The following is a 25862-nucleotide window of genomic DNA, read 5'->3' as shown; positions in this document are numbered from 1 at the left end:
GGCGTCACGGGAACGCGTACGCAGCCAGCGCACGCGTTGCGTTACCAACCCGACCAAAAGCAGGCGGAAACGGTCGACAGCCGACGTGCTGGTAGAAAGCCATTTCAGCCGTGACTGTGGTCGGGTTGGTAACGAACGGCACAGTACGGTTCGCGGGCACGATCTCTAGTCGGGTGTGATCGTGTCCGCGAGCTGTTTCAGCCCATCGCCGATTCGTACGCGGCGACGAGCCTGTCCAGGCCGACCGACGGCGTGAAGCCCTTCTCGTACCGCAATCGTGCCGCTTCGCCCATCTCGCGGTTCCGGGCTGGGGCGATCACCTGGCGCAGGGCTTCCGCGAGCGAGGCCACGTCTCCCGGTTGGTGCAGCACGCCGGAAACGCCGTCCTCGATCAGCTCCGGGAACGCGCCGTGCGCGGCCGCGACAGCGGGGACCTCGGCCGCCATCGCCTCCACCACCACCAGCCCGAAAGCTTCCAGCCAGGTGGACGGCACCACCACCGTGGCGGCCCGCGCGATCAACTCCTGGCACCGCGCCTTGTCCGCCAGCCCCACGTAGCGCACGTCGGAGCGGGCCGCGGCCCAGCGCGAAACCTCGTCCTGCATCGGACCGGTTCCGGCCAGTACCAACGGCATTCCGAGATCGAGCCGCTCCCACGCGTTCATCAACAGCCGCACGCCCTTCTCCTCGGTGAGCCGCCCCAGATACAGGACGTACTCGCCGGGCAGCGTGCGCCGGACGGCCGGCTCGGCCACGAAGTTGTGCTTCACCAGCATCCGCTCGGCCGGCATCCCGCCACCGATCAGCACCTGCCGCTGCGCGTCGGAGATGCACAGGAACCGCGAGATGCCCGACCACCAGCGCCGCCGGTTGACCGCGACGTTCACCGCCATCGGCAAGGTCGCCACCCGCGAACCCCGGTAACACCCGTGTTGCACGGCCGGAACCGGTTTCTTGCCGACGCATTCCCCGCACAGATGCCCGTCGCGGTACAGCGTCCCGGGCGGGCACACCATGCCGTAGTTGTGCAGCGTCGCCACGGCGGGCACACGCGCGTCGGTGCAGGCGGCGAGCACCGAGGGCGACAGCAGCGGGAAAGTGTTGTGGATGTGCACGACGTCGGGCCGGTCCGCGCGCAGCACCTCGGCCAGCGCCACCCGCGACGCCGGGTTCCACGGCACCCGCAGCGGCACGGTTGCCCTCTCCAGCAAGGACATCGACGCGATGTCGTCACTGCGCCGCTCGAACAGCCGCACGTCGTGCCCGGCGCCGGCGAGCAGCTCGACTTCCTGGTCCACCACGTTGTTCTCGCCGCTGGGCTGCTCTGACCGGTACCGGTTGTGCACAACGAGGACCTTCACCGGGTCTCCCTTCGGGCCAGCAGCGAACCGGCGACGGCGAGGTGCAGCAGGTACGGCGAGGCGTCACCCAGCCCGGCTTCGGTGTAGGAAGCCGAAATGCAGTAGACGATCAGGAAGATCGCGCAGGCCCGTTCCAGCGACGGCGGTCGCAGGATCGCGACGCTGACCAGTATCAACAGGAACGCGGCCACCAACGCGCAGCCCACCAGGCCCTGTTCGTGGAACACCGCGAGCCAGCTGTTGTCGATCGGCAGCCCGGCATAGGACTTGTCGCCGAGACCGACGCCGAACAGCTGCTCGAAGACCGTGCGCGGTGCGTTCAGCAGCGCGTCCCACACCTTCGCCCGGCCGGTCAGGCTGGAGAAGTTGTCCTCCGTCTGGCCGCGCAGGAACCACGCCTGCAGCAGGGAACCCAGCGCGATGACGCAGAAACCGGCGACCAGCGCGACGATGGCGAATACCTTGCGCGCCCGCGCGTTCGTCAGGCCCAGCGAGAGCAGCGCCACGAGCAGGCCGATGATCAGGCCGAGGGTGGCCGTCCTGGTGTGGGTGAGCAACAGCAGCGCGACCGCCGGGATCACGATGAGCAGCACGCTGCGCCGATCGGCCCGTTTGCCCAGCCACAACAGCAGCGCCAGCCCCGACACCACCGCCGCGTACTGCGCGATCTGCGGCGGGGTCAGCGGCCAGATCGCGCCGGACAACCGGCCGCCGTAGATCGCCGGCATCGCCTTGCCGGGCGCCACCACCAGCCCGATCGCCACCGAAAGCAGCACGATGCCGTAGCCCTTGATGTGGTAGCGGACGAAGTGCATCCGCCCGTCCCACCACCGCGTGAGCAGCCACAACGTCGAGATGAACACCGACAGCCGGAAGCAGCGGAACAGCGCGCCCAGCCCGGACTGCAGATCCGCGCTGGAAAGCACGCTGACCACCAGCAGCAGGGTCAACAGCGTCAGGTATGCGTTCGGCCGGACGCGCACCCTGAGATTCACCACGAGTGCCAGCAAGAACGCCGTGATCAGTGATCCCATCGTGACGATCTGGATCACCGAGCGCGGGATCGGGATGATCGTCTGCGCCCCGGTGGAGCCCAGCGTGTTGAGGATCAGCAGGCACCACGCCACCGCGACCGCGCGCGGAACCCGTTCGGTGACACGGATTTCCGGTTCGAGCTGGACGGTCGCCATCAGCCGTTCCCCCGCGCGAAGGTGCTGCCCTCGTCCTGCAGGTAGGGCGAGCCCTGCCATTGGAACGTGTCGAGGATCTGGCTGGTGTCGCCGTAGACGAAGGTCCACGGGCCGACGTAGGTGTTGTCGTGCCACGTGTTGTGCTGGTCCTCGGTGATGGCCGTCTGGATCACGTCACCCTTGTACGGTGACCAGTCCGGATAGGTGCCGTAGTTGGACAGCAGGCCCATCCGCCCGCAGCTGACCGAGCAGCCGAGCACGGTCGGATCGAGGGTGAACCGGTTGTCATGGATCTCGACGTTCTGCGTCTTCCACCGGCAGTCCGACAGCAGCGGCGCCGTCTCGATCCCCGGCTGCGTGCATTGATCCACGCCCGGCACCAGCAGCGTGCAGCTGCCGCTGGAGGTGTTGGCCGGGCTGTTGCAGAACCGGTCGGCGTTCTCCCACAACGTGATCCCGGACCAGTTGTCCTCCAGCACGTTGCCCTCGATGTCGAGCGTCTTGGTGCGCGCCGGGATCCGCGGTTCGCCGCCGGACTCGGAGATGTAGATGGTGGCGACCGGGAAGCTGTCGCCGCGGTCGGCGTACTTGCGGCCGTCGACCCAGTTGTTGCGGCGGATGGTGTTGTTGCGGATCGTGGCGTTGTAGCTGGCCTCGTACTCGATCGCGGCACCGTCGTTGTTCTCGATCACGTTGCCCTCGATGAGGAAGTCGTTGTTGTTCGTGTCCGCCCACAGCGCGTTGCCGCGGTTGTCGTGCACCCAGTTGCCGCGGACGTCGGCGCCGTTGACGGCCCAGAACTTGATCCCGCCGGTGCAGCCGCAGCCGGATTCCTTGGTCTCCCAGTCGTCGGTGTTGTTGCCGGTGATCTCGTTGCCCTCGACGACGAGCCCGGTGATCGTGCCGTCGCCCTTGTAGGCGTTCATCCCGTACTGGCCGTTGTCCCGCAGGCAGTTCCCGCGCACCTGCTGCCGCGCGCCCGCCATCAGCGCCGCGCCGCCGTTGCGCTGGAACGTGTTGTGCTCGATCAGCCAGCCGTCGCCTGAGTCGTGGTTGACCACGCCTTCGTCGCGCGGGGCGTCGAAGCCCTGCACGGTCAGGTGCTGGATCTTGACGTCGGACGCGTGCCCGGTGAAGGCGTACTGGTTGAGTTGCTTGCCGTCGAGCACCGCGCCCGGCGCACCGAGGTAGACGTCTCCGTCCTTCGGCTCCACCTGGTCGTATTTCTGGTCGCCGATCCGGTGCACGCCGGGCGCGAGCCAGAACGTGGTGCCAGCCGGGCTGTTCCGGGTCTTGGTCACCAGGTCACCGGCGACCGCCGGGTCGACCGTCACCGCTCCGGCGGGCGCGGCGTTCGGCCCGGCCGGTTCCTTGTCGCACACCGCCGCGGCCGAACTTTCCGCCGTCGGCGCACCCGGGCCCGCCGGTGTGTCCGAAGTGGACGGTGAGCTGCAGGCCAGCGCCAGTGCCGGGGACAGCACGGCGAGCAGCGTCAGTGTCCAGCGGGCCGGTCGGTTCACGAAGCACTCCTAGCTGTGGAAACGCAAGATCGTGGTGAGCACCCCGGCGAACCCGGTGCCGACGAGCGTGGCGGCCGGCTCCTTGCGGCCGAAGCCGGGGGAGTACCAGCCCAGCGGCGGTTCGGTCTCGCCGCGGTGCAGCGTCCAGGTCAGCTCCGACGGGAGTTCCACGACGGCCGAACCGCCGTGCCAGGTGAGCTTCGCCGCGGTGCCGTCGAGGTCGACCTCCACCGCGGGACCGAAGTGGAACGCGAGCCTGCCGCGGTGCCGCCGGTTCGAGATGATCTCGTCGGAGATCTGCAGCTCCTTGTCGGCCAGCTGCACCCAGCGGCGGTGGATGGCGGGCGCGTACCCGTCGTGCTCGGCCGACCAGCTCTCCGGCCCTTGGGTCAGCACGCGGCTGCGCGCGTGCCGAGTCCACATGAACGGACCGCCGGTGCTCGATTGGTCCTTGTCGTCGAGCTGGATCGTGTTGTGCCCCAAGGTGGAGCGGAAGTACGAGCGCCATTCCGGCTCGCCGTGATAGCAGAACGTGCCGGGGTCGGCGAGGATGTCCACCCCGTTGTGCCGCACCTCCACCGCGAGCGCGTCGGCATGTGCGTGCGCCGCGATGGACAGGAACCCGTGCGGGCCACCGTCGCAGCGGCACCAGATTTCGCCGTCGCGCAGGATCGTCAAACCGGCGTCGGCGAAGTGGTTCGGCCGCTTCTCGGGGCGTTTCGCGCTCGGCAACGGGCCGTGTGACAGCGCCGCGAGCAACGGCGCGCGGACGTCCTTCGCCGGGACCGCCGGCCACCATTCCAGCGGTCCGAACAGCTTGGCGCCGGTGGCCAGCAGCGAGGCCCAGCGGTCGGCGTCCGCGCCGTCCAGGATGAGCCCGTGCCCGTCGTCGCCGTCCCCCTGCCGCGGCGGGCGCAGCTTGTTGTCCACAATGGACGCCAGCGCGTCGGTCATCCGGAGCAGCACCAGCCAGGTCGACTCCGGCACCGCGGTGCCCGCGGCCTCCGCCTCCAGCGCTGCCGCCAAGCCCAGCTCCAGTACCAGACCGTGGTATTCACTGGCCAGTTCCTGGTTGAGCCCAGAGTCGAAAGTGTTGCGCTGCAAGTGTTCGTCCAGTGAGCGCAGGGCTTGCGTGCGCCACAGCCGCGATTCGGGGAACCAGGGGAACGCGCACGCCGCGGCCAGCTGCCCGGCGCTCTCGGCGATCACGTGGTTGTTCGCCGAGGAACCCCGGCTGGGGAACGCGGCGAGCCAGCGCTGGTGGTGCCAGATCTGGTGCAGTGCCTCGGGATTGTCCTCGAACAGTCCGGGCGCGCCGGCCCAGCCGTCCAGCAGCCGCCGCACCCACACCCACGACAGCAGCCGGATGCCCAGCTCGATCCCGCTCACCCAGTGCACCCCGCGCATCGGCGGGTTGGCGGCCCACCACGACTTGAGGTGGTCGGCGATCCGTTCCGCGTAGCGGTCTTCGCGGGTCAGCGCGTATGCGGCGGCGAGCACGGTGAGGTGCTGGTGCCGCGAGGGCTCCCAGATCTGTTTGATGTCGCCGACGGTGTCCTCGCTGCGGTAGGCGATGTCGAAGGAATACGTGTCCGTTGGCGCGTGGCGGCCGGTTTTCGGGTCGAACGACCAGTCCGGATTCACCAGGTCATCCCGGATGACGCCGAAATACTCGGCCTTCCCGTTCAACAGCTTGTCGGCCGCCGCGACGACGCTCGCCGTGGCGACCTGTGGCACGGCGGCCAGCGTCGCGGCGTCGAAAACCGTCGCGAAGCGGCGTTGCGCGAGCCAGGCCGCTTCGCTCGGCGCTTCGGTAAGACGTCTCCAGCGGCGTTTACGGGCCGCGTCACCGAAGCGGCCGCTGACCTCCTTCGGGCTCATCCGCCGGAGCCGCCGCAGATACCACGCAGGACTCATCATGAGGGCACCTCGATTCGCACCGGCGCACCGGTGGACAGGCTGGTGCCTGCCGCGAGGGTGGCCAGGGTGGTGGAGACCAGCGACTCGAGCGGGATCGGCATCGGCCCGCCGGAACAGACGGCCTCGATGAACGCCCCGACTTCGGCCGCCTGGCCCTTGTCGCGGCCCTTCGGCAGCCGCGGGCTGGACCACTTCTTGCGCGAGAACACGGACGTGCGCAGGAAATCGTCGAACTTGAGCACTTTGCCGTCGGCCAGGGCGTCCAGGGTTTCCTTCTGGAACCCGGTCGAGCCGCTGGTGGCGTAGCTGATCGTCGCGGTCGAACCGTCCGGGTAGCGCAGCACCACCTGCAGGTCGGCCTGGTTCGGGGTGGCGCAGGCGTAGACCGACGTGGGGTCCGCGTCGAGCAGCCAGCTGACCGTGTCGATGAAATGCCCGCCCTCACCGGCGAAGCGCGTGCCCTCGGAGCCGGCCTGGTTGTACCAGCTGCCCTGGTCCAGCTTGCCCGCGTTGACCAGGTACCGCACCGACGCCGGGCCGATCCGCCTGCCGAACTGCTGTTTCGTCTCGTTGAGCAGCGGCGCGAAGCGGCGGTTGAAGCCCACCTGCAGCCGGTCGTTGCCGGATTCCGCGACCGCGGCGAGGATCTTGCCCACCTCTTCCTCGCTCAAGGCGAGCGGCTTTTCCACGAACACGGCCTTGCCGGCCAGCAGTGCGCGCCGGGTCAGCTCGGCGTGCGAACTGTGCCGGGTGACCACGAAAACCGCGTCGAGCTGGTCGTCCGCGAGCAGTTCGTCGACATCGGTGGAGGCCTCGGCGAAGCCGAACTTGCGTTTGGCGTTGGCGCCGGACAACGCCGACGTGGTGGCGACCTTGCGCAGTTCGACGTCGTCCCGCTCGCTCAGGTGCGGCAGCAGCATCGACGACGCGTAGTTCCCGGCGCCGATGAACCCGACCCGCACCCGGCCCATCGGATGAGCGGTTCGCGCGGGCGCGGGCACTGGAGCCGAGACCAGCACCGGCTCGGTGGGCGCGGCTTTTTCGGCCGCGTACCGGAAAAGTACGGCCACGGCTTTGAGCGCGCCTTCGTTGAGCTGCGTGTACGTCTCGACCGCCGCCGAGAAGTCCGCGACGTGCGAGATCAACGGCTCCACGTTGATCCGGCCGCGCGCGGCGAGGTCGAGGAAGCATTCGAGGTTGCGCCGTTCGGTCCACCGCACGTAGCCGATCGGGTAGTCGCGCCCTTCCAGCTCGTACGACGGGTCGTACCGGCCCGGCCCGTACGACCGGGAGAACCGGACGTCGAGTTCCTTTTCGTAGTAAGCGTTCCACGGCAGGTCGAGCCGGCATTTGCCGATGTCGACGATCCGGCCGCGGTCGCGGGCCAGTCTTGCCGCCAGCTCCACCGGCTCGTTCGTGCTGCCGCCGGCCGCCAGGTACACCTGGTCCACGCCGTGCCCGCCGGTCAGTTCCGCGACGGCGTTGTCCACCACGTCGGATCCGGGTGCGCCGCAGGTCAGCGCGCCCAGCGTCTCGGCGAGCTCGCACCGGCCCGGATCCGGATCCACGCCGATCACGCGCGCGCCGGACGCGGTCAGCAGTTGCACCACGAGCTGCCCGATCAGGCCCAGCCCGATCACCAGCGCGACCTCGCCCAGCTGCGGTTCCCCGCGCCGGACACCCTGCATCGCGATCGAACCGACGGTGCCGAACGCCGCGTGCCGCGGGGCGAGCCCGGCGGGCACCCGCGCGTACAGGTTCTTCGGCACCCAGTTCAGTTCCGAGTGCAGCGCGTGCTCGTTGCCCGCGCACGCGACGAGATCGCCGACCGCCACGTCCTCGATCCCCGCGCCGACCTCCTCGACCACGCCGCACAGCGAATAACCCAGCGGCGTATAGGAATCCAGCTTGTTGATCACCTTGCGGTAGGTGGCCGTGAGCCCGTTCGTGGCCACGCTCTGCATGACCTTCGCGACCTGGTCCGGCCGCGAACGCGCCTTGCCGACCATGGACATCCCGGCCTCGGACACCTTCATCAGCTCGGTGCCGGTCGAGATCAGCGAGAACGCCGTCCGCACGAGCACCCCGCCCGGCTTGCACGCCGGAGCCGGGACGTCGAGCAGCGCCAGTTCCCCGCTCTTGTAGTTCTGCACTACCTGCTTCACGACGCTCCTTGGGAAGTTGCGCTCCGGTACCAGTACTCGAGGGTCAACACGTGCCAGAGGTGCTTGGACCGGTCCTGCTGACCGGAGGCGTCCTCGTCGACGAGGCGCTGCAACGCCTCCTGCCGCAGGAAGCCGGACTTCACCAGCACCCCGTCGTGCACCACTTCGCGCATCAGCGGCGCCAGGTCGCGGCTCATCCACGCCCGTAGCGGGGCGCTGAACAGGCCCTTGGGCCGGTACACGATCTCGCGCGGGAGTGTTCCGGACGCCGCTTCCTTGAGCGCCGCTTTGCCTTGCCGTTTCACGATCTTCCGGTTGCCCGGGATCGCGAACGCGGCCTTCACGACCTCCACGTCCACGAACGGCGTGCGCACCTCGGTGGAGGCCGCCATGCTGGAGCGGTCGGTGTAGGCGAGGTTGAGCCCCGGCAGGAACAGCCGCGCGTCGGCGAGGCACATCCGGTTGACGAAGTCGGTCAGCCGGTTGTCGTTGTACGTGTCGGCGTGTTCGGTGAGCACGTCGTCGACCAGCGGAGCGAGGTCGGGGTTGAGCAGCCCGGCCAGCTCGGCGCGGTCGTACATCGTGTAGCTGCGCCGGAAAGCCGTCTCCTCGGGCAGCTCGGCGAAGGACAGGAACCGCTTCGCGAACCGCACCGAACGGTAGCCGCGCTTGGCCGTCGCCACCGGCACCCGGTCCACAATGGACTCGACCGGACGGCGGACGGCGCCGGGCACCTTCTGGTAGCGCAGCGCGAGCAGGTTCGCCAGATGCTTGCGGTAACCGGCGAACAGCTCGTCCGCGCCCATCCCGGACAGCATCACCTTCACCCCGGCGTCGCGCGCCGCCGTGCAGATCAGGAACGTGTTGATCGCCGCCGGATCGCCGATCGGCTCGTCCAGGTGGTAGGTCATCCGCGGCAGCAGGTCCAGCACCTGCGGCGCGATCTCGATCTCGTGCAGGTCCACGCCGAACTGCGCGGCCACCTGCCGGGCGTAGCGCAGATCGTCCGGCATCGCCTCGAACTTCGCGTCCTCGGCGCGGAAACCGATGGTGTAAGCGGAAATCCCGGGATGGTGCTTCGCCGCCAGCGCGGTGAGGTAACTGGAATCGAGCCCGCCGGAGAGGAACGTCGCCACCGGCACGTCGGAGAGCAGGTGCTTGCGGGTGGAATCCTCGATCACGGCGTGCAGATCGGGCATCGGCTCGTGCTGCGCCTGCTCCGCGACGTCCTTCAGCGACCAGAAGCGGCCGCGTTCGACCTGCCCGTTGCGGCGGCAGCGCAGCCACGTGCCCGGCGCGAGCTTCTCGGCTTCGCGGAACGCGCACCGCTGATCGGGAACCCAGTAGTAGAGCAGCGAAGCGATCATCGCGGCCTCGTCGACGTGCAGCGAACCGCCGAGCTCGTTCGCCAGCGCCTTGAGCTCGGACGCGAAGACGAGGCCCTCGCCGCGCTGCACGAAGAAGAGCGGCTTGATGCCCAGCTGGTCCCGCACCAGCACGAGGTCACCTGTGCGCTCGTCGTACACGGCGAAGGCGAACATCCCGCGCAGCCGCGGCAGGCAGTCGGTGCCCCAGCGCCGCCACGCCTCCAGCACCACCTCGGTGTCCGACGTGCCGCGGAAGCGCACCCCGGCGGACTGCAGCTCGGCCCGCAGCTCCGGCATGTTGTACAGCTCGCCGTTGTAGACGATCGCCAGCCCGTCGATGACCATCGGCTGCGCGCCGGTCTCGGACAGGTCGATGATGGACAGCCTTCGGTGTCCTAAATGGACGTTCCCGTGGTCGTACCGGCCCTCGCCGTCCGGCCCGCGGTGGGCCAGCGTCTTGGTCAGCCGGTCGGTCAGTGGCCCGCCGTCCGGCCAGCGGAAGGCGCCCGCTATTCCGCACATGTGCTCAGTCCTCTCGCGATCCGACCGGGGCGAACCGCTTCGTCGGGAACTCGTCCTCCAGCGGGGCGTTCTTCCCGTTCGGCTTCGCGACGGCCTCCGCGCGGGATGCGCGGCCGCGGAGCGCCAGATGCAGCCCGTCCCACAGGGTCCCGTCGGTGCGGTCCTTCGGATCCGGGTCGACCAGCACCACGCCGATGACCAGGATCTGGCAGTCGGCCAGCTGCCGGGCCACGGTGTGCAGCCACGACGTGCTGGCGTACCCGGCGCGCACCACCAGCACCGTCTCGGTGCCGAGGAAGGCCAGGTCCGTCCAGGCCGCGCCGGGAGCGACCGAGCCGACGCCGAGCCGCCGCTGCCCCTGCGGGAGCGGCACGTTGGCGTTGCCGGAGTCGATGATCTGAATCGGCTTCCCGGCGTTCTCGGCGAGCTTTCCCAGCTGCTGCTTGGGCAGGTCGTCGACGACCACGACCGGGCCGCCGTAGGACAGTCCTTCGGCGATGTCCACGGCCAGCCCCGCCGTCACCTTCGGCGCCCCGAGATCCAGCAGTGATACCGGTTTCTCGTCCGTACCGATCGCCCGTGCCAGCGTGGCGGCGACACGTTTCTGTTGTCCGGGCAGGCGCGAGCGCAGGAGCCTGCCGAGCCCGCGCCGCTTCGACGGCAGCTGAGCGATCACCGAGGCGCCCAGGCTCGCGGCCACCTCGCGGCGCAGCACCGGCCGGTCCCGCACCAGGCTGGTCACCGCCGCCACGGCGAGCCCGATCGCCAGCCCGAGCACCAGCCCGATCCCGCCGTCGGTGGCCACCGTCTTGAGGAACGAGTGCGGCGTGATCCGCGGCGCGTCCACGATCTGTGTGCCGGCCGCGATCTGCGGAGCGCCGATGCCGGCCTGCTGCGCCTGTGCCGAAAGGTCGGAGACCTTCGAACTCAGGTCCGCGCGCCTGCCGTACAGGGTCTCCAGTGTGGTGGCGTTCGCCTTGCTGCCACGTGCGGTTTCGGTCGCGATATCGGAGTCCACCTGGTTCAGCTCGGCCTGCGCCTGGTCCCGCTGGTTGATCAGCGCCTGCGATTCCGCCTGCGCCGCCGCCTGGTTGCGGGCCACGTGATCGGCGATGAACGCGTCCCCGAGCGCCTTCGTGCGGGCGATCGCGTCGGCATCGCTGGTGCCCTTGACGGTGATCTGCAGGACGTTGTTGGTCAGCCCGAGCCCGCTGTAGTTCTTCAGGAAGTCCTCGGGCTTGTCCGTGCTGTTGATCGACTTCAGCGCTGCGTCGGCGATCTTCGTCGTCTGCAGCACGGCCACGTCGGTGCGCATCAGCGTGCCGCTGTCGGTCGGGGAGTCGTCCTGGTGGATCACCAGCAGCTTGGCGACTGCTGTCGGCGGCGCGGGGATCACCACGGCCAGCGCGGCGCCCGCGATCAGGCCGAGCAGTCCGGCGGCGAGCCAGAGCCGGCGCCTGCGCCGGATGGCCACGACAAGTCGCTGCAGATCCACCAGCGGCGTAGCGGTATGGGTCGTCACGCTGAACCTGCCATCGCGTCGCGGTCGGAGTCGACCTTGGGCTGAGGGGTCGGGTTTTCGCTGCGCACGGGCTGGGTCAGCAGGACGCCGAGCACGTCATGGCCCGCGTCCGCGCAGGCCTCGGCGATGGCGACCAGCTCCCACGCGGTCCGGCTGCCCACGGTGAGCACCACCAGCACGCCGGTCAGGCTGGAATCCTCCGCGACCGTCGGCCGCACCGGGGAGACATCGTTGACGCGCAAGGAAGTGCGGCCCTCCGCGGCGGCGCTGAGCTGCGTGGCCGCGCGATGCGCGGGCGCGTCGTCGTCGGGCACCAGCACGAGGATCCGGCGGCCGGTGGCACCGACGCGGGTCAGCGCCCGGCGATAACGGGATTCCCGGTTCAGCTCGTCCGCCGACACGGCCAGCTCCGGCAGATCCCACGGCCGGTCCGCCTGCAGCAGGCGGCGCAGCCGGTTTCGCAGACCGTGGCCCGCCACCGGGGGCGCATCGGGGATGTCCACGCTGGCCACCACCTGCGAACCGAGCGCGGCGCCGATCTCGGTCTCGTCCCGCAGCCGCTTGTCCGCGCGCGACCGGAACAGGTGGCCGAACACCCCGACCAGGAAGAACAGCAGTGCGCCACCGCCGATGAACTGAGTCATCGTCGGCGCCGCCGCGCTGGCCGGCAGCTCGGCCGAGCCCATCACCACCATGTTCGCCTGGCTGGTCGCCGCGTCCGCCTGGTTCAGGTTGTTCATCGCCTGCTCCAGCGACGTGCGCAGGCCCTCGATCTCGGTGCGGGCCTGCACGCTGTCCACGGTCAGCCCGCCGTTGCTGTTCTTGACCATGTCCGCGAGCCGCTGGTTGGTCAGCGTGACCTGCTGCCGTAACGCTTCGCGCTGTTCCTGCTGCACCTGCGCGGCCGCGTCGGTGGTGCTGCTGATCAGCTGGCTGGAGTAGCGGACGAACTCGGCCGCGACCTTGTCCGCGAGCTGCTGGGCGTGCTGCGCGGTATCGGCGGACGCGGTGATGGTGACGACGTTGCCGTTCGCGACGGAGGAGGTCACGTCGCCCTTGATGTCCGCGCCGGTGGTCTGCCAGGACAGCTGGCTCGCCGCCCGGTCCAGCACCACCGAGCTGGTCGAGACCTGCGCCTCGGTGAGCAGCTCGTCGGCCTGGCGCGGGCCCTGCAGCAGCACGCTGGAAGTGGTCTGGAAACCGGGGGAGAACAGCAGCGACGCGCCGGCGCCCACGAGCGCGCCGAGCACGGCGAGCGCGACCAGTAGCCGCCAGCGTCTGCGCAGGACCCGTCCGATCGTCGACAGCCGAACCGTTTCGTCACTCACCGCTGGATGCTCCCCTCAAAAATGCCGCATCAGGCGGATGGGCTTTCACTAACCCGTCGCGTCGGTTGCCGCGTTGGTTACAACACCGCGCTCGTCTTGTTCAAAACGCGACCGTTATCGATTGACCAATGCCGGGCGATGGGAAGAAAAGTCCGAACGTTCATCCCAGTGCGGTGGTGTAGGCGGCAACCAGCGCGGCCGCGGAATTGCGCCAGGCAAGAGGACCTTCGACTCTTGACTGACCCAGCTCGCCCATTTTCTTGCGCCGCACGGGATCGTCCAGCAGCTCGGCGATCAGCTTCGCGAACTCCGAAACGTCGTTGGCCGGCGCGTAAACGGCGGCCGCGCCCGCGGAGACCCGCGCTTCGCGCAGCTCGAACGAGACGATCGGTTTCGCCATCGCCATGTATTCCATGATCTTGTTCATGGTCGAGACGTCGTTGAGCGGATTCAGCGGATCCGGCGACAGGCACACGTCGGCGCTCGAGAGGTAGCGCACCAGATCCTCGTCCGGAATACGGCCGGTGAATTCGACCAGCTTGTCCAGTTCCAGTTTCCGGGAAAGCTCGACCATTTCGTCGTACGTATCACCCGAACCGACGAAGACCGCGTGCCAGTCCGTGCGGCCTTGTTCGTCGCGCAACGCCGCGAGCGCGCGCAGGGCGTAGTCCACGCCATCCTGCGGGCCCATCACGCCGAGGTAGCAGAGCAGATGTTCCTTGTCCCGCTTGAGTTCCGGCTCCGGCGGCACCTGGCGGAAGCGTTCCACCGCGGGCGCACTGCGCACCACGAAAACGTCCTCCGGCCGCTTCCCGCCCCGCGTCAGCGCGACGTCGCGGTAGCTCTCGTTGGTGGAGATCACCACGTCGGCGGCCCGGTAGGTGGCCCGCTCCGCCGCGCACACCGCCCGGTAGAGCACGTCCTTGCCGCGGTCGAACCGGGAAAGGTACAGCTCCGGCACCAGGTCATGCTGGTCGAAGACGAACTTCGCGCCACGTCGTTTCAGCATCCGCGCGACGAGGAACAGCAGGTCCGGCGGGTTGCACGCGTGCACGACGTCGAAGCGCCCGAGCCGGCGCGCGAGCCGGTAGGTGTGCCACACCGCCGAGCCGTACTCCTGCAGGTAGCCCGCCGGCCCGCCGGTGGCGGCGCGCAGCGGGTAGCGGTGGATGTGCACCTCGTCCTGCACGACCTCGGATTCGGTGTCCCGCTTCGTCCCTTGTGGACAGATGACGTGCACCTCCCAGCCCGCGTCCCGCAGCGTGGTGCACTCCTGCCAGACCCGCCGGTCGAACGGCACGGACAGGTTCTCGACCAGGATGAGCGCTCTTTTACCAGGCAAGGCCAACGTATCCCTGTTCGGTCCGGCGCGCCTCGGCGTCGGGAAGGCGGACGAGGTCGATCAGCACGTGTTCGCCACCGTGCGGCAGCTCCGCGAGCACCGTGGGATCGGTGCAGCCCACCAGGCACACGTCGGCGTGGTCGAGCACCTCCCGCACCGAACCGGCGAGCAGCTGCCCCAGGTGCGGCAGCCTGCCCTCGATGTACTCGCGGTTCGCGCCTATCAGCCGCGAGAGGCTCACGTTCGCGTCGTAGATCTTGAGGTCGTATCCCTTGCCCAGCAAGCGTTCCGCGAGTTCCACCAGCGGGCTCTCGCGCAGGTCGTCGGTGCCGGGCTTGAACGACAGCCCGAACAGCCCGACCTTGCGCTTACCGGTGCGCGCCACCAGATCGAAGGCGCGGCGCAGGTGCTCCTCGTTGCTGGGCAGCACGTGCGCCAGGATCGGCACGGTCACGTCGGCGCGGTGCGCGGCGTGCACCAGCCCGCGCAGGTCCTTCGGCAGGCAGGAACCGCCGAAAGCGAAGCCGGGGCGCAGGTAGGCCGGGCTGATGTTGAGTTTGCGGTCGGCGAGGAACACGTCCATCACCTTGTGCGAGTCCAGCCCGAGCGCCCGGCAGATCGCGCCGAGTTCGTTGGCGAAGCCGATTTTCAAGCCGTGGAAGGCGTTGTCGGCGTACTTGGCCATCTCGGCGACCGGGATCGGCACCCGGAACACGTCACCGGGCAGGCCCTCGTACAGCGCCGCGACCCGGTCTCCGCTGGCCTCGTCGATCTGGCCGATGACCGTTTTCGGCGGCGCGTAGAAGTCCCGCACGCTGGTGCCTTCGCGGAGGAACTCGGGGTTCACCGCGACCCCGAAGTCCACGCCGGCGGTCTTGCCCGAGGCTTTCTCCAGAATCGGCACCAGCAGTTCCAGGCAGGTGCCGGGCAGCATGGTGCTGCGGAAAACGACGGTGTGCCGGTGGTCCGCGCCGGCCAGCGCCGCGCCGATCTCCTCGGTCACCCGTTCCAGGTAGGTGGTGGACAGGCTGCCATTGGGTTCCGAAGGCGTGCCGACGCAGATCAGCGAGATCTCGCTGTGCGCGATCGCCTCCGCCACGTCGTCGGTGGCGCGCAGCGCCCCGCTGCGCACGACCTCCTCGGTCAGCTCGCCGATCCGCTCCTCGACGACCGGCGCCTTGCCCGCCCGCACCAGGCCGACCTTGATGGGATTGACGTCGACACCGATGACCTCATGCCCGTTTCCGGCGAGGCAGGCGGCGGACACGCAACCCACGTAACCGAGCCCGAAGATACTGATCTTCATGAAAGAACTCCCGCCGCATCCGACTGACAGGTGGGTCGGACACGGCGGGAGCCGCGTTACAAGTTGAGAGGTACCTACAAATGGCTCAGATCAGTAATTCGCTGCCTCCGGAATGATGTCGTTCGCGAAGATGTCGATCAGTTTCTGGTCCGGGATCCCCGGCACCGCGCCGATCGCGGCGTCCACCCCGAGCCCCGCCAGCCTGCGCAGCTCCGCCTTGAGCTCGTCGGCCTTCTCACCGTTCTTGCCGATGTCGAGAATGTGGTAGACGGTCTTGTTTATCTCGTTGTAATCGCGGCCTTCGGCCTCGCAGTGCCCGCGCAGCACGTCGAGTTTGTGCTCCAGTTCCGGGCCGTTGAAAATATTGCAGGCGTCGCCGTATTTCGCCACGAAACGCAGCGTCTTCTTCTCGCCGGAACCGCCGACCATGATCGGCGGATGCGGTTTCGTCAGCGCGCGCGGCACGTTCATCAACCGCTCGGCGACGATGTAGTCACCTTCGAACGGGCCGTCGTCGTCGGAGAACATCTGCCGCACGTAGCGCAGCGCCTCCTCGAGCATTTCGAACCGTTCTTTGGTGCTGGGGAAGGGAAAACCGAGCCCGCGCGACTCCTGCTCGTTCCAGCCCGCGCCGATGCCGAGTATCGCGCGGCCGCCGGAAAGCACGTCGAGCGTGGTGATCGCCTTGGCGAGCACGCCCGGCTGGCGGTAGATCACGCCGGTGATCACGGTCAGCAGCTTGGCGCGCTCGGTGTGCGCGGCGAGGTAGCCGAGCGTGGTGTAGGCCTCCAGCATGTCGTTCTCGACCGGGCCCACATTGGGAATCTGGAAGAAATGGTCCATCACCGCGAGGTATTCGAACCCCGCCTCGTCGGCCGCGTGCGCGACCTCGGCGAGTTCCTTGCCCAGCTTCGCCGGGCCGTTGGGCCAGGTGAAGTCGGGGATCTGCAGTCCGAGTTGCATGGATACCCTCTGCGTCTGCTCGTGTGCGTTTTTTTCCGAACCTATACCCGGAGTGGCTCCAGCATCAGAATCCGTCGATCACGTGAACCTGATCGTGCACCGGATCGGCGACGTAAACGGTGCCGCCGCGCTGATCGACCGCGACCCCGCCGGGGTTGATCCCGAGCGAAAGTTCACCGGCTATTTTCCCACTCGTACCGTCGATCCGCACGATTCCGTCCGGCCCGCCGTTGGCGTACACGGCGTGGTCGGACTGGCGCACGGCGACAGCCGAAGCCTCGCTGCGCAACAGGATCGTCGTCCGCTGGGTCCTGGTGGCGCAGTCGACTACCGACAGGTGATGAATTCCCGAGTTGGCCACGTAAAGGGTGTTGCTCTGCGCGTGCAACGCCAAACCTGTCGGCGCCTGGCCGACCGGAATGCTCGCCACGAACTTGCCTTCGGTCAGATCGAGCACCTCGACGCTGTTGCCACCGGTGTCGGCCAGGTATGCGAGCTGCCCGGCGGTATCGATCCGCAGCCCGCCGAACCCCTGGCCAGGCCCGGAAAGCAGGTCGTCCAGCACATTGCCGATCGTGTCGAGCACGCCGACCATGCCGGTGCTGCCGCTGCCGGCGTACAACCGGTTCTCGTCCGGGTCCACGTCGAGCACCGCCGCGCCGGGGCCGGCCGGCACTACGCTCTGCAGCGCGCCGTCGGCGTCGAGCACCGTGACCGTGCCGGACCGCCGGCTCGCGACATACACCCGGCCGCTGCTTTCGTCGATCACCAGATCGTCGGGTGTGCCGCCCGTCTGCACCGTTTTCCGGCCCAGGATCGTGACCGAACCGTCGCTGTTCGCGACGTATCCGACGCCGGTGACGGAATTCACGGCCACCGCGCCCGGGCCCCGCCCGGTTGCCATCGTGCGTGCCTTCGGCGCGGCCGCCGCGGGCGCCACCGTGAGCGCCCCGAGCCCCGCCACCAGGGCGAACAGTGAACGACGCGCGAGCACTCCGCACCCCCTTCCGCCGGTTCCCCACCCGAACGCGAACCAATTTGTGAAACCCTAACTCCGATGCGGACGTGATGACGCGTCGAAACGGGCGGTGCCGCACAATCGGTGGTGGAACTTTCACGTCCTGACTGCGCGTTTGTTCAGTAGGTACGGAAAGGGAGGCGCGAGAGCTGTGCACAAGCATCAGAACGGGCTGAAGACCGCGCTGCTGCTCGGCCTGCTGAGTGCCATCATCATCGGGATCAGCTCGATCTTCGGGCGTACGGCCCTGTTCATCGGGCTCGCGCTCGCGCTGGGCGTCAACGCCTATGCCTACTTCAACGCCGACAAGCTGGCCCTGCGCGCGATGCGGGCGCGGCCGGTGTCGGAGGCCGAGCAGCCCGCGATGTACCGGATCGTGCGAGAGCTGGCCACGTCCGCGCGGCAGCCGATGCCGTCGCTGTACGTGAGCCCGACGGCGGCGCCGAACGCGTTCGCCACCGGCCGCAACCCGCGGCACGCGGCGGTGTGCTGCACCACCGGCATCCTGGAGCTGCTCACCGAACGCGAACTGCGGGCGGTGCTCGGGCACGAACTGTCCCATGTGTACAACCGCGACATCCTGATCTCGTGCGTCGCCGGGGCGCTCGCGAGCGTGATCAGCGTGCTGGCCAACCTGGCGATGTTCGCGGGCGTGTTCGGCGGCGGTGACCGCGAGGAGGGCAACCCGCTGGTCTCGCTGCTGCTGATCCTGGTCGGCCCGATCGCGGCCGCCATGATCCGAATGGCGGTCAGCCGTTCGCGTGAGTACCAGGCCGACGCGTCCGGCGCCGCGCTGACCGGCGACCCGCTGGCCCTGGCCTCGGCGCTGCGGAAACTGGAGGACGGCACCCGGCGGGCCCCGCTGGTGCCGGAGCCGCAGCTGGTCTCCCAGTCGCACCTGATGATCGCGAACCCATTTCGCCCGGGCGAGAGCTTCTCGAGGATGTTTTCGACGCATCCGCCGATCGCGGATCGGGTCGCGCGGTTGGAGGAGATGGCGCGGCGGGGTTTTTGAGGGGTTGGGGTGATGATCGCGCTGTGTCCGATGTCGCCCGGGCGAGAGCTTCTTGAGGGTGTTTTCGACGCATCTGCCGATCGTGGATCGGGTGGTGCGGTTGGAGGAGATGGCGCGGCGGGGTTTCTAGGCCCCGGCCGCCTTCGCCACCGCGACAACGTAGTCCCCGTAGCCGGATTTCGAGATCTTCTGCCCCAGCGCCAGGCATTCGTCCGGGGTGATGAAACCCATCCGCAGCGCGACCTCCTCCAGGCAGGCGATCCGCACGCCGGTCCGGTGCTCCAGCACCTGCACGAACTGCCCGGCCTCCAGCAGTGAGTCGTGCGTGCCGGTGTCCAGCCAGGCGAAGCCGCGGCCGAGGTCGACGAGCTTCGCCCGGCCCTGGCGCAGGTAGGTGAGGTTGACGTCGGTGATCTCCAGCTCGCCGCGCGTGGACGGCGTCAGCGAGCGGGCGATCTCCACCACGTCGCGGTCGTAGAAGTACAGCCCGGTGATCGCCTTGTTGGACTTGGGCGTGGCGGGCTTTTCCTCGATCGACACCAGCCTGCCCGCGGCGTCGGTCTCGCCGACGCCGTAACGCTGCGCGTCCTTCACCGGGTAACCGAACAGCACACATCCGTCCAAAGAGGACACTTCCCGCTGCATCCGGTCGGAGAAACCCTGGCCGTAGAAGATGTTGTCGCCGAGCACGAGCGCCACGTCGTCGTCACCGATGAAGTCCGCGCCGATCAGGAACGCCTCGGCGAGCCCGTTGGGGCTGGGCTGCTCGGCGTAGCTGATCGCCAGGCCGAACTGTTCGCCGCCGCCGAGCAGCCGCTGGAAGTTCGGCAGGTCCGAAGGTGTGGTGATGACGAGGATCTCGCGGATCCCGGCCAGCATCAGCACCGAGATCGGGTAGTAGATCATCGGCTTGTCGTAGACCGGCAGCAGCTGCTTGGACACCGCCTGCGTGATCGGGTGCAGCCGGGTGCCGCTCCCGCCGGCCAGCACGATGCCCTTCATCCCCGGGCTCCCCTCGTCGCGTCATCCATCCGTGCACACCCTAGCGGCGGCATTTACATACATACAGTCTGTATGTAACCTCTTGGCATGACCACAAGCGAACTGCTGGGGCAGCCGCGACAGGTGGCAGTGCCCCAGGGCCAACTCCGTTACTTCGAGCAGGGCGCCGGGCGTCCGATCGTCTTCGTCCACGGTGTGCTCACGAACCCCGACCTCTGGCGGAACGTCGTCGGCGAGATCGCGGCCGCGGGCTTCCGCTGCATTACCCCTGACCTGCCGATGGGCTCGCACGAGCTGCCGATGCGCCCGGACGCCGATCTCAGCCCGGTCGGCCAGGCGGACCTGCTCGCCGACTTCCTCGACGCGCTCGACCTGCAGAACGTGCTCCTCGTCGGCAACGACACGGGCGGCGCCGTCACGCAGATCATGTTGTCCCGCCGTCCCGAGCGCGTCGGTGGCGTCGTGCTGCTGCCGTCGGACAGCTTCGAATACTTCTTCCCGCCGATCTTCCGGCCGCTGCCGAAGCTGGCGCGCATCCCGGGCTCCATGCTGCTGCTGGCCGCGGTCATGCGGATCCGGGCGCTGCACCGGCTGCCGATCCTGTTCGGCTGGGTCACGAAACGCCCGGTGCCCCCGGAGATCGTCGAGTCGTACCTGTGGCCGCCCGGCAGGTCCGCCGGAGTCCGCCGTGACCTGCGCAAACTGCTGCGCGAGGTGCATCCGCGCCACACGCTGGCCGCCGCCGAGAAGCTGCGTGACTTCGACAAGCCGGTGCTGTTGCTGTGGGGGAGCGAGGAAAAGCTGTTCCCGATCAGGTTCGCCCGGCGGCTCGCGGAGCTGCTGCCGAACGCGAAGCTCGTCGAGGTGCCGGACTGCTACACCTTCATCACCGAGGACCGGCCGGAGGTGGTGGCCCGGCACGTCGTCGAGTTCGCGGGCGTCATGGCAGATTAGGGGCGTGCCACGCACCCAGCAGGACCGTTCCAGCAGCACGAAGGCCGCACTGATGACGGCCGCCCGCGAGCTCTTCGCCGAGCGCGGGTACCAGGCGGTTCCGGCGGACGAGATCGTCCGCGCGGCCGGCGTCACCAGAGGTGCGCTCTACCACCACTACTCCGACAAGCAGGGGTTGTTCCGCGCGGTGGTGGAGGAGATCGAACGCGAGCTCACCGTCGAGGTGCAGCAGGCGTTCGGGGAGTCGCCGGACCTGATGAGCGGCATGTTGAACGCGACCCAGGTGTTCCTGACCGCGTGCATGCGGGACGAGGTCCGGCAGATCTCCCTCACCGACGCGCCCGCGGTGCTTGGCTGGGCCGTCTGGCGCGAGATCGAGGCGGAATACGGGCTCGGCCTGCTGGTCGGGATGCTGGAGAAGGCCGTGGAGGACGGGGTGATCGAACCCCAGCCGGTACGCACGCTGGCACAGTTGTCGCTGAGCGCGGTGATGGAGGCGGCCAGGATGATCGCCGACGCCGAGGACCCGGAGCGGGTCGGGGCCGAGGTGCAGCAGGTGCTCGGCGGCTGGTTCGCGAGCCTGCTGCGGAATAGCCCGGCCTGAGCCGGGGTTCTTGCGTTAATGCGCGTTGACGTCTGGTCGGATGTGGTCTGCCCGTGGTGCTATCTCGGCAAGCGGCGGTTCGAGCTCGCACTGGCCGGGTTCGAGCGGCGCGGCGAGGTGGAGGTCGTGTACCGCTCGTTCGAACTGGACCCGCGGATGCCGCGTGGTAAGGCGGTGCCGAAGGTCGCGGAGCTGGCGCGGAAGTTCGGCACCGGCGAGGCCGAGGTGCGCTCGATGGAGAGCCGCCTCGAGCGCCTCGCGGCCGAGGACGGTCTGGAATACAACCTCGAAGGCACGGACCTGGGCAACACCTTCGACGCACACCGGCTGCTGCACCTGGCCAAGGCGCGCGGTCTACAGGCCGAGGTGACTGACCGGTTCTTCCGCGCTTGCTTCACCGAGCGGCGGTCGGTGTTCGACGAGGAGTCGCTGGTCGACCTGGCTGTGGAGGCGGGCCTCGACGGCGCCGAGGCCCGCGACGTGCTGCGCTCTGATGCCTATGCCGCCGACGTGCGCGCGGACATCGAGGAAGCCCGTGCGCTCGGCGCGAACGGGGTGCCGTTTTTCGTGCTGGACAACCGTTTCGGCGTTTCCGGGGCGCAGTCCGTGGAGACTTTCACCGCGGCGCTGAGCCAGGCTTTTCAGGACGCCGGGCCCTTGCCGAAGTAGGTCGTGCACACACCGTTGTCATAGTCCGCGGCGATCTCCAGCACGTTCCTCCCGTTGTCCACCGGGAGCAGGGTGGAGCTGTAGTTGGGGCAGAAGTTGTTGTAGGCGCTCGGCACGTGCACCGGCGCGGGCACCTCGTACCAGTTGCCGGTGCCGAGGTTGTCGTTGGCCAGCAGCACCTGCCCGTTGTTCGGCAGTGGCGTCCCTTGGCGCGTGGTGTAAATCTGGCCGACCATCAGCAGCCGTGTCCCGTTCGGGCCGCCGGGGAAGAGACTGACCGTCTGGGCGTGCTGGAAGTACGCCCCACTCGCCGTGGTCACGCGGGTCCCTGGGTCGCCGGGCGCGCCGTAGTTCGCGCCGTCGGGCGAGATCTTGAAGTACGGGTCGCAGTACCGGTCGCCGTAGTTGCAGATCTCGTAGCCGAAGTAGTAGCGCCCGTCCGGGAGCCTGCGGACGATCGGCATGCCGGGGCGGACGCGGTCCGGGGGGATCTCCAGTGTGGCTTGTTTGGTGCCCCAGTTGACCCCGTCGGTCGAGCCGACGCGGTTGAGCACCTGGGCGAAGCGGGGCGCCTCGGTCTCGTCGCCGAAGTGCAGCCAGAGCGTCCCGCCCGCGTCCATGATCAGCTCTGGCTCCCAGATGCCGTCGTGGTTGTGGGAGCGGGCGGCCTCGGACAGGAACGTCCAGTGGCGGCCGGCGTCGCGGCTGGCCCAGATCTTGATCGCCATCCGGCGGTCGGCGCCGGCACCCTGGCCGTAGCTCGCCGCCCAGAGCAGCGTGCCCGCGCGCAGGTCGCCGAGGCGTCGGGGGAGTTCGTAGAGCGTGCCGCAGCATTCGCCCTGGGCGTCCTCGGGGTCGCGGATCTCGCCGACCTTGCGGAACGTCGAGCCCTCGTTGAGGCTCTCGTAGATCGGCACGAACGGCCCGCCCGCGTCCCAACTGCTGACGGCGGCGATGATCCGGCCCTTGTAGGCGCCGTTTTCGAGCCGGACGAGGCGGGGGTAGGAGCCGACCGCGAGCCGCTGCCCCGTCGCGGCCTCGGCGGGCGTGATGAGCCCTGTGGGCAGCAACATTGCCAGCAGCAGCACGAAACCCCGGCGCATCGACCACACCCTTCGTTCACGATGAGTGTTCGCATTACACCACGGTGTAGTCGATCTCACCGGTTCTGCCGGTGGGGGGTCCGATGGTCAGCGATAGTTCGTGAACTGCAACGCGATGTCGAAGTCCTTGTTCTTCAGCAGCGCGATCACGTCCTGCAGGTGATCCTTCTTCTTGCCCGAAATGCGCAGCTGGTCGCCCTGGATCTGCGCCTGGACGCCCTTGGGCCCCTCGTCGCGGATGTACTTCGCGATCTGCTTGGCCTTGTCGGAGGCGATGCCCTGGAGGATCTTGCCGTTGATCTTGTAGATCTTGCCGGACACCGCGGGCTCACCGGCCTCGAACGCCTTCAACGAGATGCTGCGCTTGATCAGCTTCTCCTTGAACACCTCGACCGCCGCCAGCGCCCGCTCCTCGGTCTCCGCTTCGATCGCGATGGCCTCTTCGCCGGCCCACTCGACCTTCGCGTTGACGCCCCGGAAGTCGAACCGCGTCGACAACTCCTTCGCCGCCTGGTTCAGCGCGTTGTCCACTTCCTGGCGATCGACCTTGCTCACCACGTCGAAAGACGGATCGGCCACGTGTCCCCACCTCTTGGTCGCGGTTTACTCGAACAGGTCACACACCCTATAGCGTTGCGCTAACCCGGTTGCCCCCGCCGGTGGGGCGTTGGGTACTCTCTTCACGGCTGGTTCGCCCAGCCACGGCGGGTTGCCCGAGCGGCCAAAGGGATCTGACTGTAAATCAGACGGCACTGCCTTCAGAGGTTCGAATCCTCTACCCGCCACACCAGCCAAAACACCTCCGCGACCTGCGCAGACAGGGCGCGGGGGTGTTCTTGTCTTGTCCAGCTGAGTCCGGCGTGGACTGTGCTGGACCGGCACTCCGCCCCATATACGCCCCAGAGTTTCACCAATCGCGCGGGCCACGGCGAAGAAGAGTCCGGGAGACTTCAGACAAAACACGAGATACGACGAGACCAACGGCGACTGTCGAGCCCGCCGAACCACCTCGCGTCCAGCGCTTCCCATGACCCGGGGATTCTGCAGCGGGAACGCCGTGTCGAGCTTCCTCCGGGCACCATTTGATCGGATGCCCGGAGGAAGTGTCGGCAGGGGTGTGAACGTGCCCTTCGCGCCGACTTCGCCAGCATCGCGTACCGCGGACGGCCAGCCTTTGCGCGGATGCGCCCAGCCGTGCTCAGCCGCGGTCTGCCGGGCATGTCGGCGGCCGACGCCGTAGTGCGAACACCTGACACAAACCCGCGTGACGAGCGCTCAATGACGGTCTCGACGCCGCGCGGGAAATCAGACGGCACTGCCTTCAGTCGTGGGCAGTCGTATGCGGTGCGTGGCGGGTGTCTGTGGCAAATGGGTGGCAACGTGACGGCGCCCGGATCCTGTTGGCGGCCGCCAAAGTGCGCGACCGCGGTGGTGCCACTGGACGGTTTCCACCGCCTGGCGAGCGACATCCTGACCACCATCGCAGACCGGCGCTTTTCGAGGCGTACCAAAGCCGCCGGCGGCGAGTCCTCGGCGGAACACCACGAGATCGTCGACCGTGATCGCGGTAATATTCGTCGCGGCATTCCGACGACGGCCACGGGCGTAATGAAGCTTTCCGGGCCGGAGATCATCTGCGAAGGTGAGGGTGTCCAGTCTGGGAGATCGTCCGGACCGAACGGCGAGGATCGAGATGGTGGAGACCAGCGCTCGTTGTGCCCTTCCTGGCTGCGATCGGCCCGTTGAGTTGCGCCAGGGCGGCGGCCCGCAGCCCAAGTACTGCTCCAAGGAGCACAGTATCGAAGCGCGTCGCCTCCGTCAGCGGGCGCGCGCCGACGCTGCCGTGAAGAGCGAAAGTGCTGAACTGCCCCGGCAGCCCGCGTCTCCGTCGTGGTGGAGCGTGAAGCGGCGGAGGCGGTTCGTCCGGGCGGGGCTGACGGTTGTGGTGTTGGCGGTTTGCGGCCTTGTGGGGCCGGCGAGTGCTCATCGGGATTCGCCGGCTGCCGGGCCTTCCGCCGCGCTGTCCCCCACGGCATCAACGCCCGCGAGTCCGGACGCCGCGCCGGTGGAGCAGCCGGTTCAGTTGGTCAGTCAGCCGGTTGCGCCGGCCGGCCTGACCGCGACGGCGGGAGATGGCAAGGTCACGTTGTGTTGGCAGCCTGTGGTGGGTGCTACCGCGTACGTTGCCTATTACCGCGATGTGACCAAGGCTGAGGCGTGGCAGCGTATGCCGTATCCGCTCCCGGACCGGTGTTGGGTGGCGGGGCAGCTGTGGAATTCCCATGTCTATCAGTTCCGGCTCGTGTCCAGTAACAATGGCGGGGAGAGCGGGTTTTCCGAGGTTGTGCAGGCCACGCCGAGCGGGCCGAAGCCGGGCGTTCCTGGTGGGTTGAGTATTGCGCCGGGGGACGGGCAGGTCCGCTTGTGCTGGAAGCCCGCAGCGAACGCGGACATGTATGTGACGTACCACCGGGATGCGACGGTCAGTGAGGGCTGGGTCAGGGACCAGTATCCGATCACGAAGGGGACGTGTTGGGACGCCGGTCTGCTGACCAACGGTCACCTGTATCAGTTCCGGATCACCTCGGCCAACAGTAATGGGGAGAGCGCTTACTCGGCCGTTGTGCAAGGCACCCCGGTCGCGGTCCTGCCCGCGGTGCCGACGGGTGTGAGTGCGACCCCGGCTAGTGGCCGGGTCTTGTTGTGCTGGCAGCCGGCGCCGCACGCGAACGCCTATGTCGCCTACTACCGGGACACCACGATCGGTCAGGATTGGGTGACCATGCCTTACCCGATCCAGAACGCGACCTGTTGGAACGCCGACCAGCTGTGGAACAACCACACCTACCAGTTCCGGGTGAAGGCCAGTAACAACAACGGCTCCAGCGACTACTCCGCGACCGTACAAGCCACACCGAGATGACGAATGCTCGTCCCCGGCCCCGCATCCGGTGACGACGACCCGGCCACCGGGGATGTCCTGCGCACGTA

The 25862-nt window shown here is 68.3% G+C and carries 21 protein-coding genes and 1 tRNA gene; 7 read left to right on the top strand and 15 right to left on the bottom strand.

Annotation, left to right across the window (positions count from 1 at the left end):
• Nucleotides 1–197: 197 nt before the first annotated feature.
• The 12 genes from VHD82_RS34635 to VHD82_RS34580 form a co-directional block, all read right to left on the bottom strand.
• Nucleotides 198–1361 (bottom strand): glycosyltransferase, encoded by a 1164-nt coding sequence (locus tag VHD82_RS34635; RefSeq protein WP_325713415.1) that lies wholly within the window; start codon nt 1359–1361, stop codon nt 198–200.
• Nucleotides 1358–2551 (bottom strand): O-antigen ligase family protein, encoded by a 1194-nt coding sequence (locus VHD82_RS34630; protein WP_325713413.1) that lies wholly within the window; start codon nt 2549–2551, stop codon nt 1358–1360. The genes VHD82_RS34635 and VHD82_RS34630 overlap by 4 nt, the downstream gene beginning before the upstream one ends.
• Complete coding sequence (locus VHD82_RS34625) at nt 2551–4032, bottom strand: right-handed parallel beta-helix repeat-containing protein (RefSeq protein WP_414637621.1); 1482 nt, start codon at nt 4030–4032, stop codon at nt 2551–2553. The genes VHD82_RS34630 and VHD82_RS34625 overlap by 1 nt, the downstream gene beginning before the upstream one ends.
• A gap of 48 nt (nt 4033–4080) precedes the next feature.
• Entirely contained in the window at nt 4081–5988 is a 1908-nt protein-coding gene (locus VHD82_RS34620; RefSeq protein ID WP_325713485.1) for an alginate lyase family protein, read from the bottom strand.
• Nucleotides 5988–8156, bottom strand: coding sequence for a bi-domain-containing oxidoreductase (locus VHD82_RS34615; RefSeq protein WP_325713409.1), 2169 nt, complete (start codon nt 8154–8156; stop codon nt 5988–5990). The genes VHD82_RS34620 and VHD82_RS34615 overlap by 1 nt, the downstream gene beginning before the upstream one ends.
• Nucleotides 8153–10045, bottom strand: coding sequence for an asparagine synthase (glutamine-hydrolyzing) (gene asnB, locus VHD82_RS34610; RefSeq protein ID WP_325713407.1), 1893 nt, complete (start codon nt 10043–10045; stop codon nt 8153–8155). Before asnB ends, VHD82_RS34615 begins: the two co-directional genes overlap by 4 nt.
• Nucleotides 10046–10049: 4 nt before the next feature.
• On the bottom strand, nt 10050–11567 hold the full coding sequence (locus VHD82_RS34605; RefSeq protein WP_325713405.1) for a Wzz/FepE/Etk N-terminal domain-containing protein: 1518 nt from the start codon (nt 11565–11567) through the stop codon (nt 10050–10052).
• Nucleotides 11564–12895, bottom strand: coding sequence for an exopolysaccharide biosynthesis protein (locus VHD82_RS34600; protein ID WP_325713403.1), 1332 nt, complete (start codon nt 12893–12895; stop codon nt 11564–11566). Before VHD82_RS34600 ends, VHD82_RS34605 begins: the two co-directional genes overlap by 4 nt.
• Before the next feature lie 160 nt (nt 12896–13055).
• Nucleotides 13056–14237 carry a glycosyltransferase family 4 protein gene (locus VHD82_RS34595; protein ID WP_325713401.1) on the bottom strand — a complete coding sequence of 394 codons (1182 nt, stop codon included), beginning with the start codon at nt 14235–14237 and terminating at the stop codon, nt 13056–13058.
• The gene (locus VHD82_RS34590; RefSeq protein WP_325713399.1) at nt 14227–15543 is read right to left on the bottom strand and encodes a nucleotide sugar dehydrogenase; all 1317 of its coding nucleotides are present in this window, start codon (nt 15541–15543) and stop codon (nt 14227–14229) included. Before VHD82_RS34590 ends, VHD82_RS34595 begins: the two co-directional genes overlap by 11 nt.
• A 90-nt stretch (nt 15544–15633) precedes the next feature.
• Nucleotides 15634–16506: an LLM class F420-dependent oxidoreductase gene (locus tag VHD82_RS34585; RefSeq protein WP_325713397.1), complete on the bottom strand. Its 873-nt coding sequence runs from the start codon at nt 16504–16506 to the stop codon at nt 15634–15636.
• 64 nt (nt 16507–16570) lie between these two features.
• Nucleotides 16571–17500, bottom strand: a complete 930-nt coding sequence (locus VHD82_RS34580) for a YncE family protein (protein WP_325713395.1) — start codon at nt 17498–17500, stop codon at nt 16571–16573.
• 175 nt (nt 17501–17675) lie between these two features.
• On the opposite strand from VHD82_RS34580, the gene htpX reads away from it, so the two are divergent.
• Entirely contained in the window at nt 17676–18539 is an 864-nt protein-coding gene (htpX, locus tag VHD82_RS34575) for a zinc metalloprotease HtpX (RefSeq protein WP_325713393.1), read from the top strand.
• Nucleotides 18540–18665: 126 nt separating this feature from the next.
• Here the strand turns inward: htpX and rfbA are convergent, their stop codons facing one another.
• Nucleotides 18666–19541: a glucose-1-phosphate thymidylyltransferase RfbA gene (rfbA, locus tag VHD82_RS34565; protein WP_325713391.1), complete on the bottom strand. Its 876-nt coding sequence runs from the start codon at nt 19539–19541 to the stop codon at nt 18666–18668.
• Between the two features lie 87 nt (nt 19542–19628).
• On the opposite strand from rfbA, the gene VHD82_RS34560 reads away from it, so the two are divergent.
• Genes VHD82_RS34560 through VHD82_RS34550 form a run of 3 tightly spaced genes read left to right on the top strand, consistent with a single transcriptional unit; the run spans nt 19629 to nt 21768 of the window.
• The gene (locus VHD82_RS34560) at nt 19629–20495 is read left to right on the top strand and encodes an alpha/beta hydrolase (RefSeq protein ID WP_325713389.1); all 867 of its coding nucleotides are present in this window, start codon (nt 19629–19631) and stop codon (nt 20493–20495) included.
• 4 nt (nt 20496–20499) lie between these two features.
• Nucleotides 20500–21099, top strand: coding sequence for a TetR/AcrR family transcriptional regulator (locus tag VHD82_RS34555; RefSeq protein WP_325713387.1), 600 nt, complete (start codon nt 20500–20502; stop codon nt 21097–21099).
• Between the two features lie 18 nt (nt 21100–21117).
• Nucleotides 21118–21768, top strand: a complete 651-nt coding sequence (locus VHD82_RS34550) for a DsbA family oxidoreductase (protein WP_325713384.1) — start codon at nt 21118–21120, stop codon at nt 21766–21768.
• On the opposite strand, the gene VHD82_RS34545 is transcribed toward VHD82_RS34550, so the two are convergent.
• Nucleotides 21741–22871 carry a sialidase family protein gene (locus VHD82_RS34545; RefSeq protein ID WP_325713382.1) on the bottom strand — a complete coding sequence of 377 codons (1131 nt, stop codon included), beginning with the start codon at nt 22869–22871 and terminating at the stop codon, nt 21741–21743. The genes VHD82_RS34550 and VHD82_RS34545 overlap by 28 nt on opposite strands.
• An 87-nt stretch (nt 22872–22958) precedes the next feature.
• Nucleotides 22959–23450, bottom strand: a complete 492-nt coding sequence (locus tag VHD82_RS34540) for a YajQ family cyclic di-GMP-binding protein (protein ID WP_325713379.1) — start codon at nt 23448–23450, stop codon at nt 22959–22961.
• 124 nt (nt 23451–23574) lie between these two features.
• Between VHD82_RS34540 and VHD82_RS34535 the strand changes: the two genes are divergently transcribed.
• From VHD82_RS34535 to VHD82_RS34525, 3 genes are all read left to right on the top strand, one after another.
• Nucleotides 23575–23656, top strand: a tRNA-Tyr gene (locus VHD82_RS34535).
• 493 nt (nt 23657–24149) lie between these two features.
• Entirely contained in the window at nt 24150–24617 is a 468-nt protein-coding gene (locus VHD82_RS34530) for a hypothetical protein (RefSeq protein ID WP_325713377.1), read from the top strand.
• Complete coding sequence (locus tag VHD82_RS34525) at nt 24565–25794, top strand: fibronectin type III domain-containing protein (protein WP_325713375.1); 1230 nt, start codon at nt 24565–24567, stop codon at nt 25792–25794. The genes VHD82_RS34530 and VHD82_RS34525 overlap by 53 nt, the downstream gene beginning before the upstream one ends.
• Nucleotides 25795–25862: the final 68 nt, after the last annotated feature.

Source organism: Amycolatopsis sp. (assembly GCF_035546795.1).
Taxonomy (GTDB): Bacteria; Actinomycetota; Actinomycetes; order Mycobacteriales; family Pseudonocardiaceae; genus Amycolatopsis_E.
Note: the sequence above shows the minus strand (reverse complement) of the source record. Positions and strands in the feature narration are given on the sequence as shown.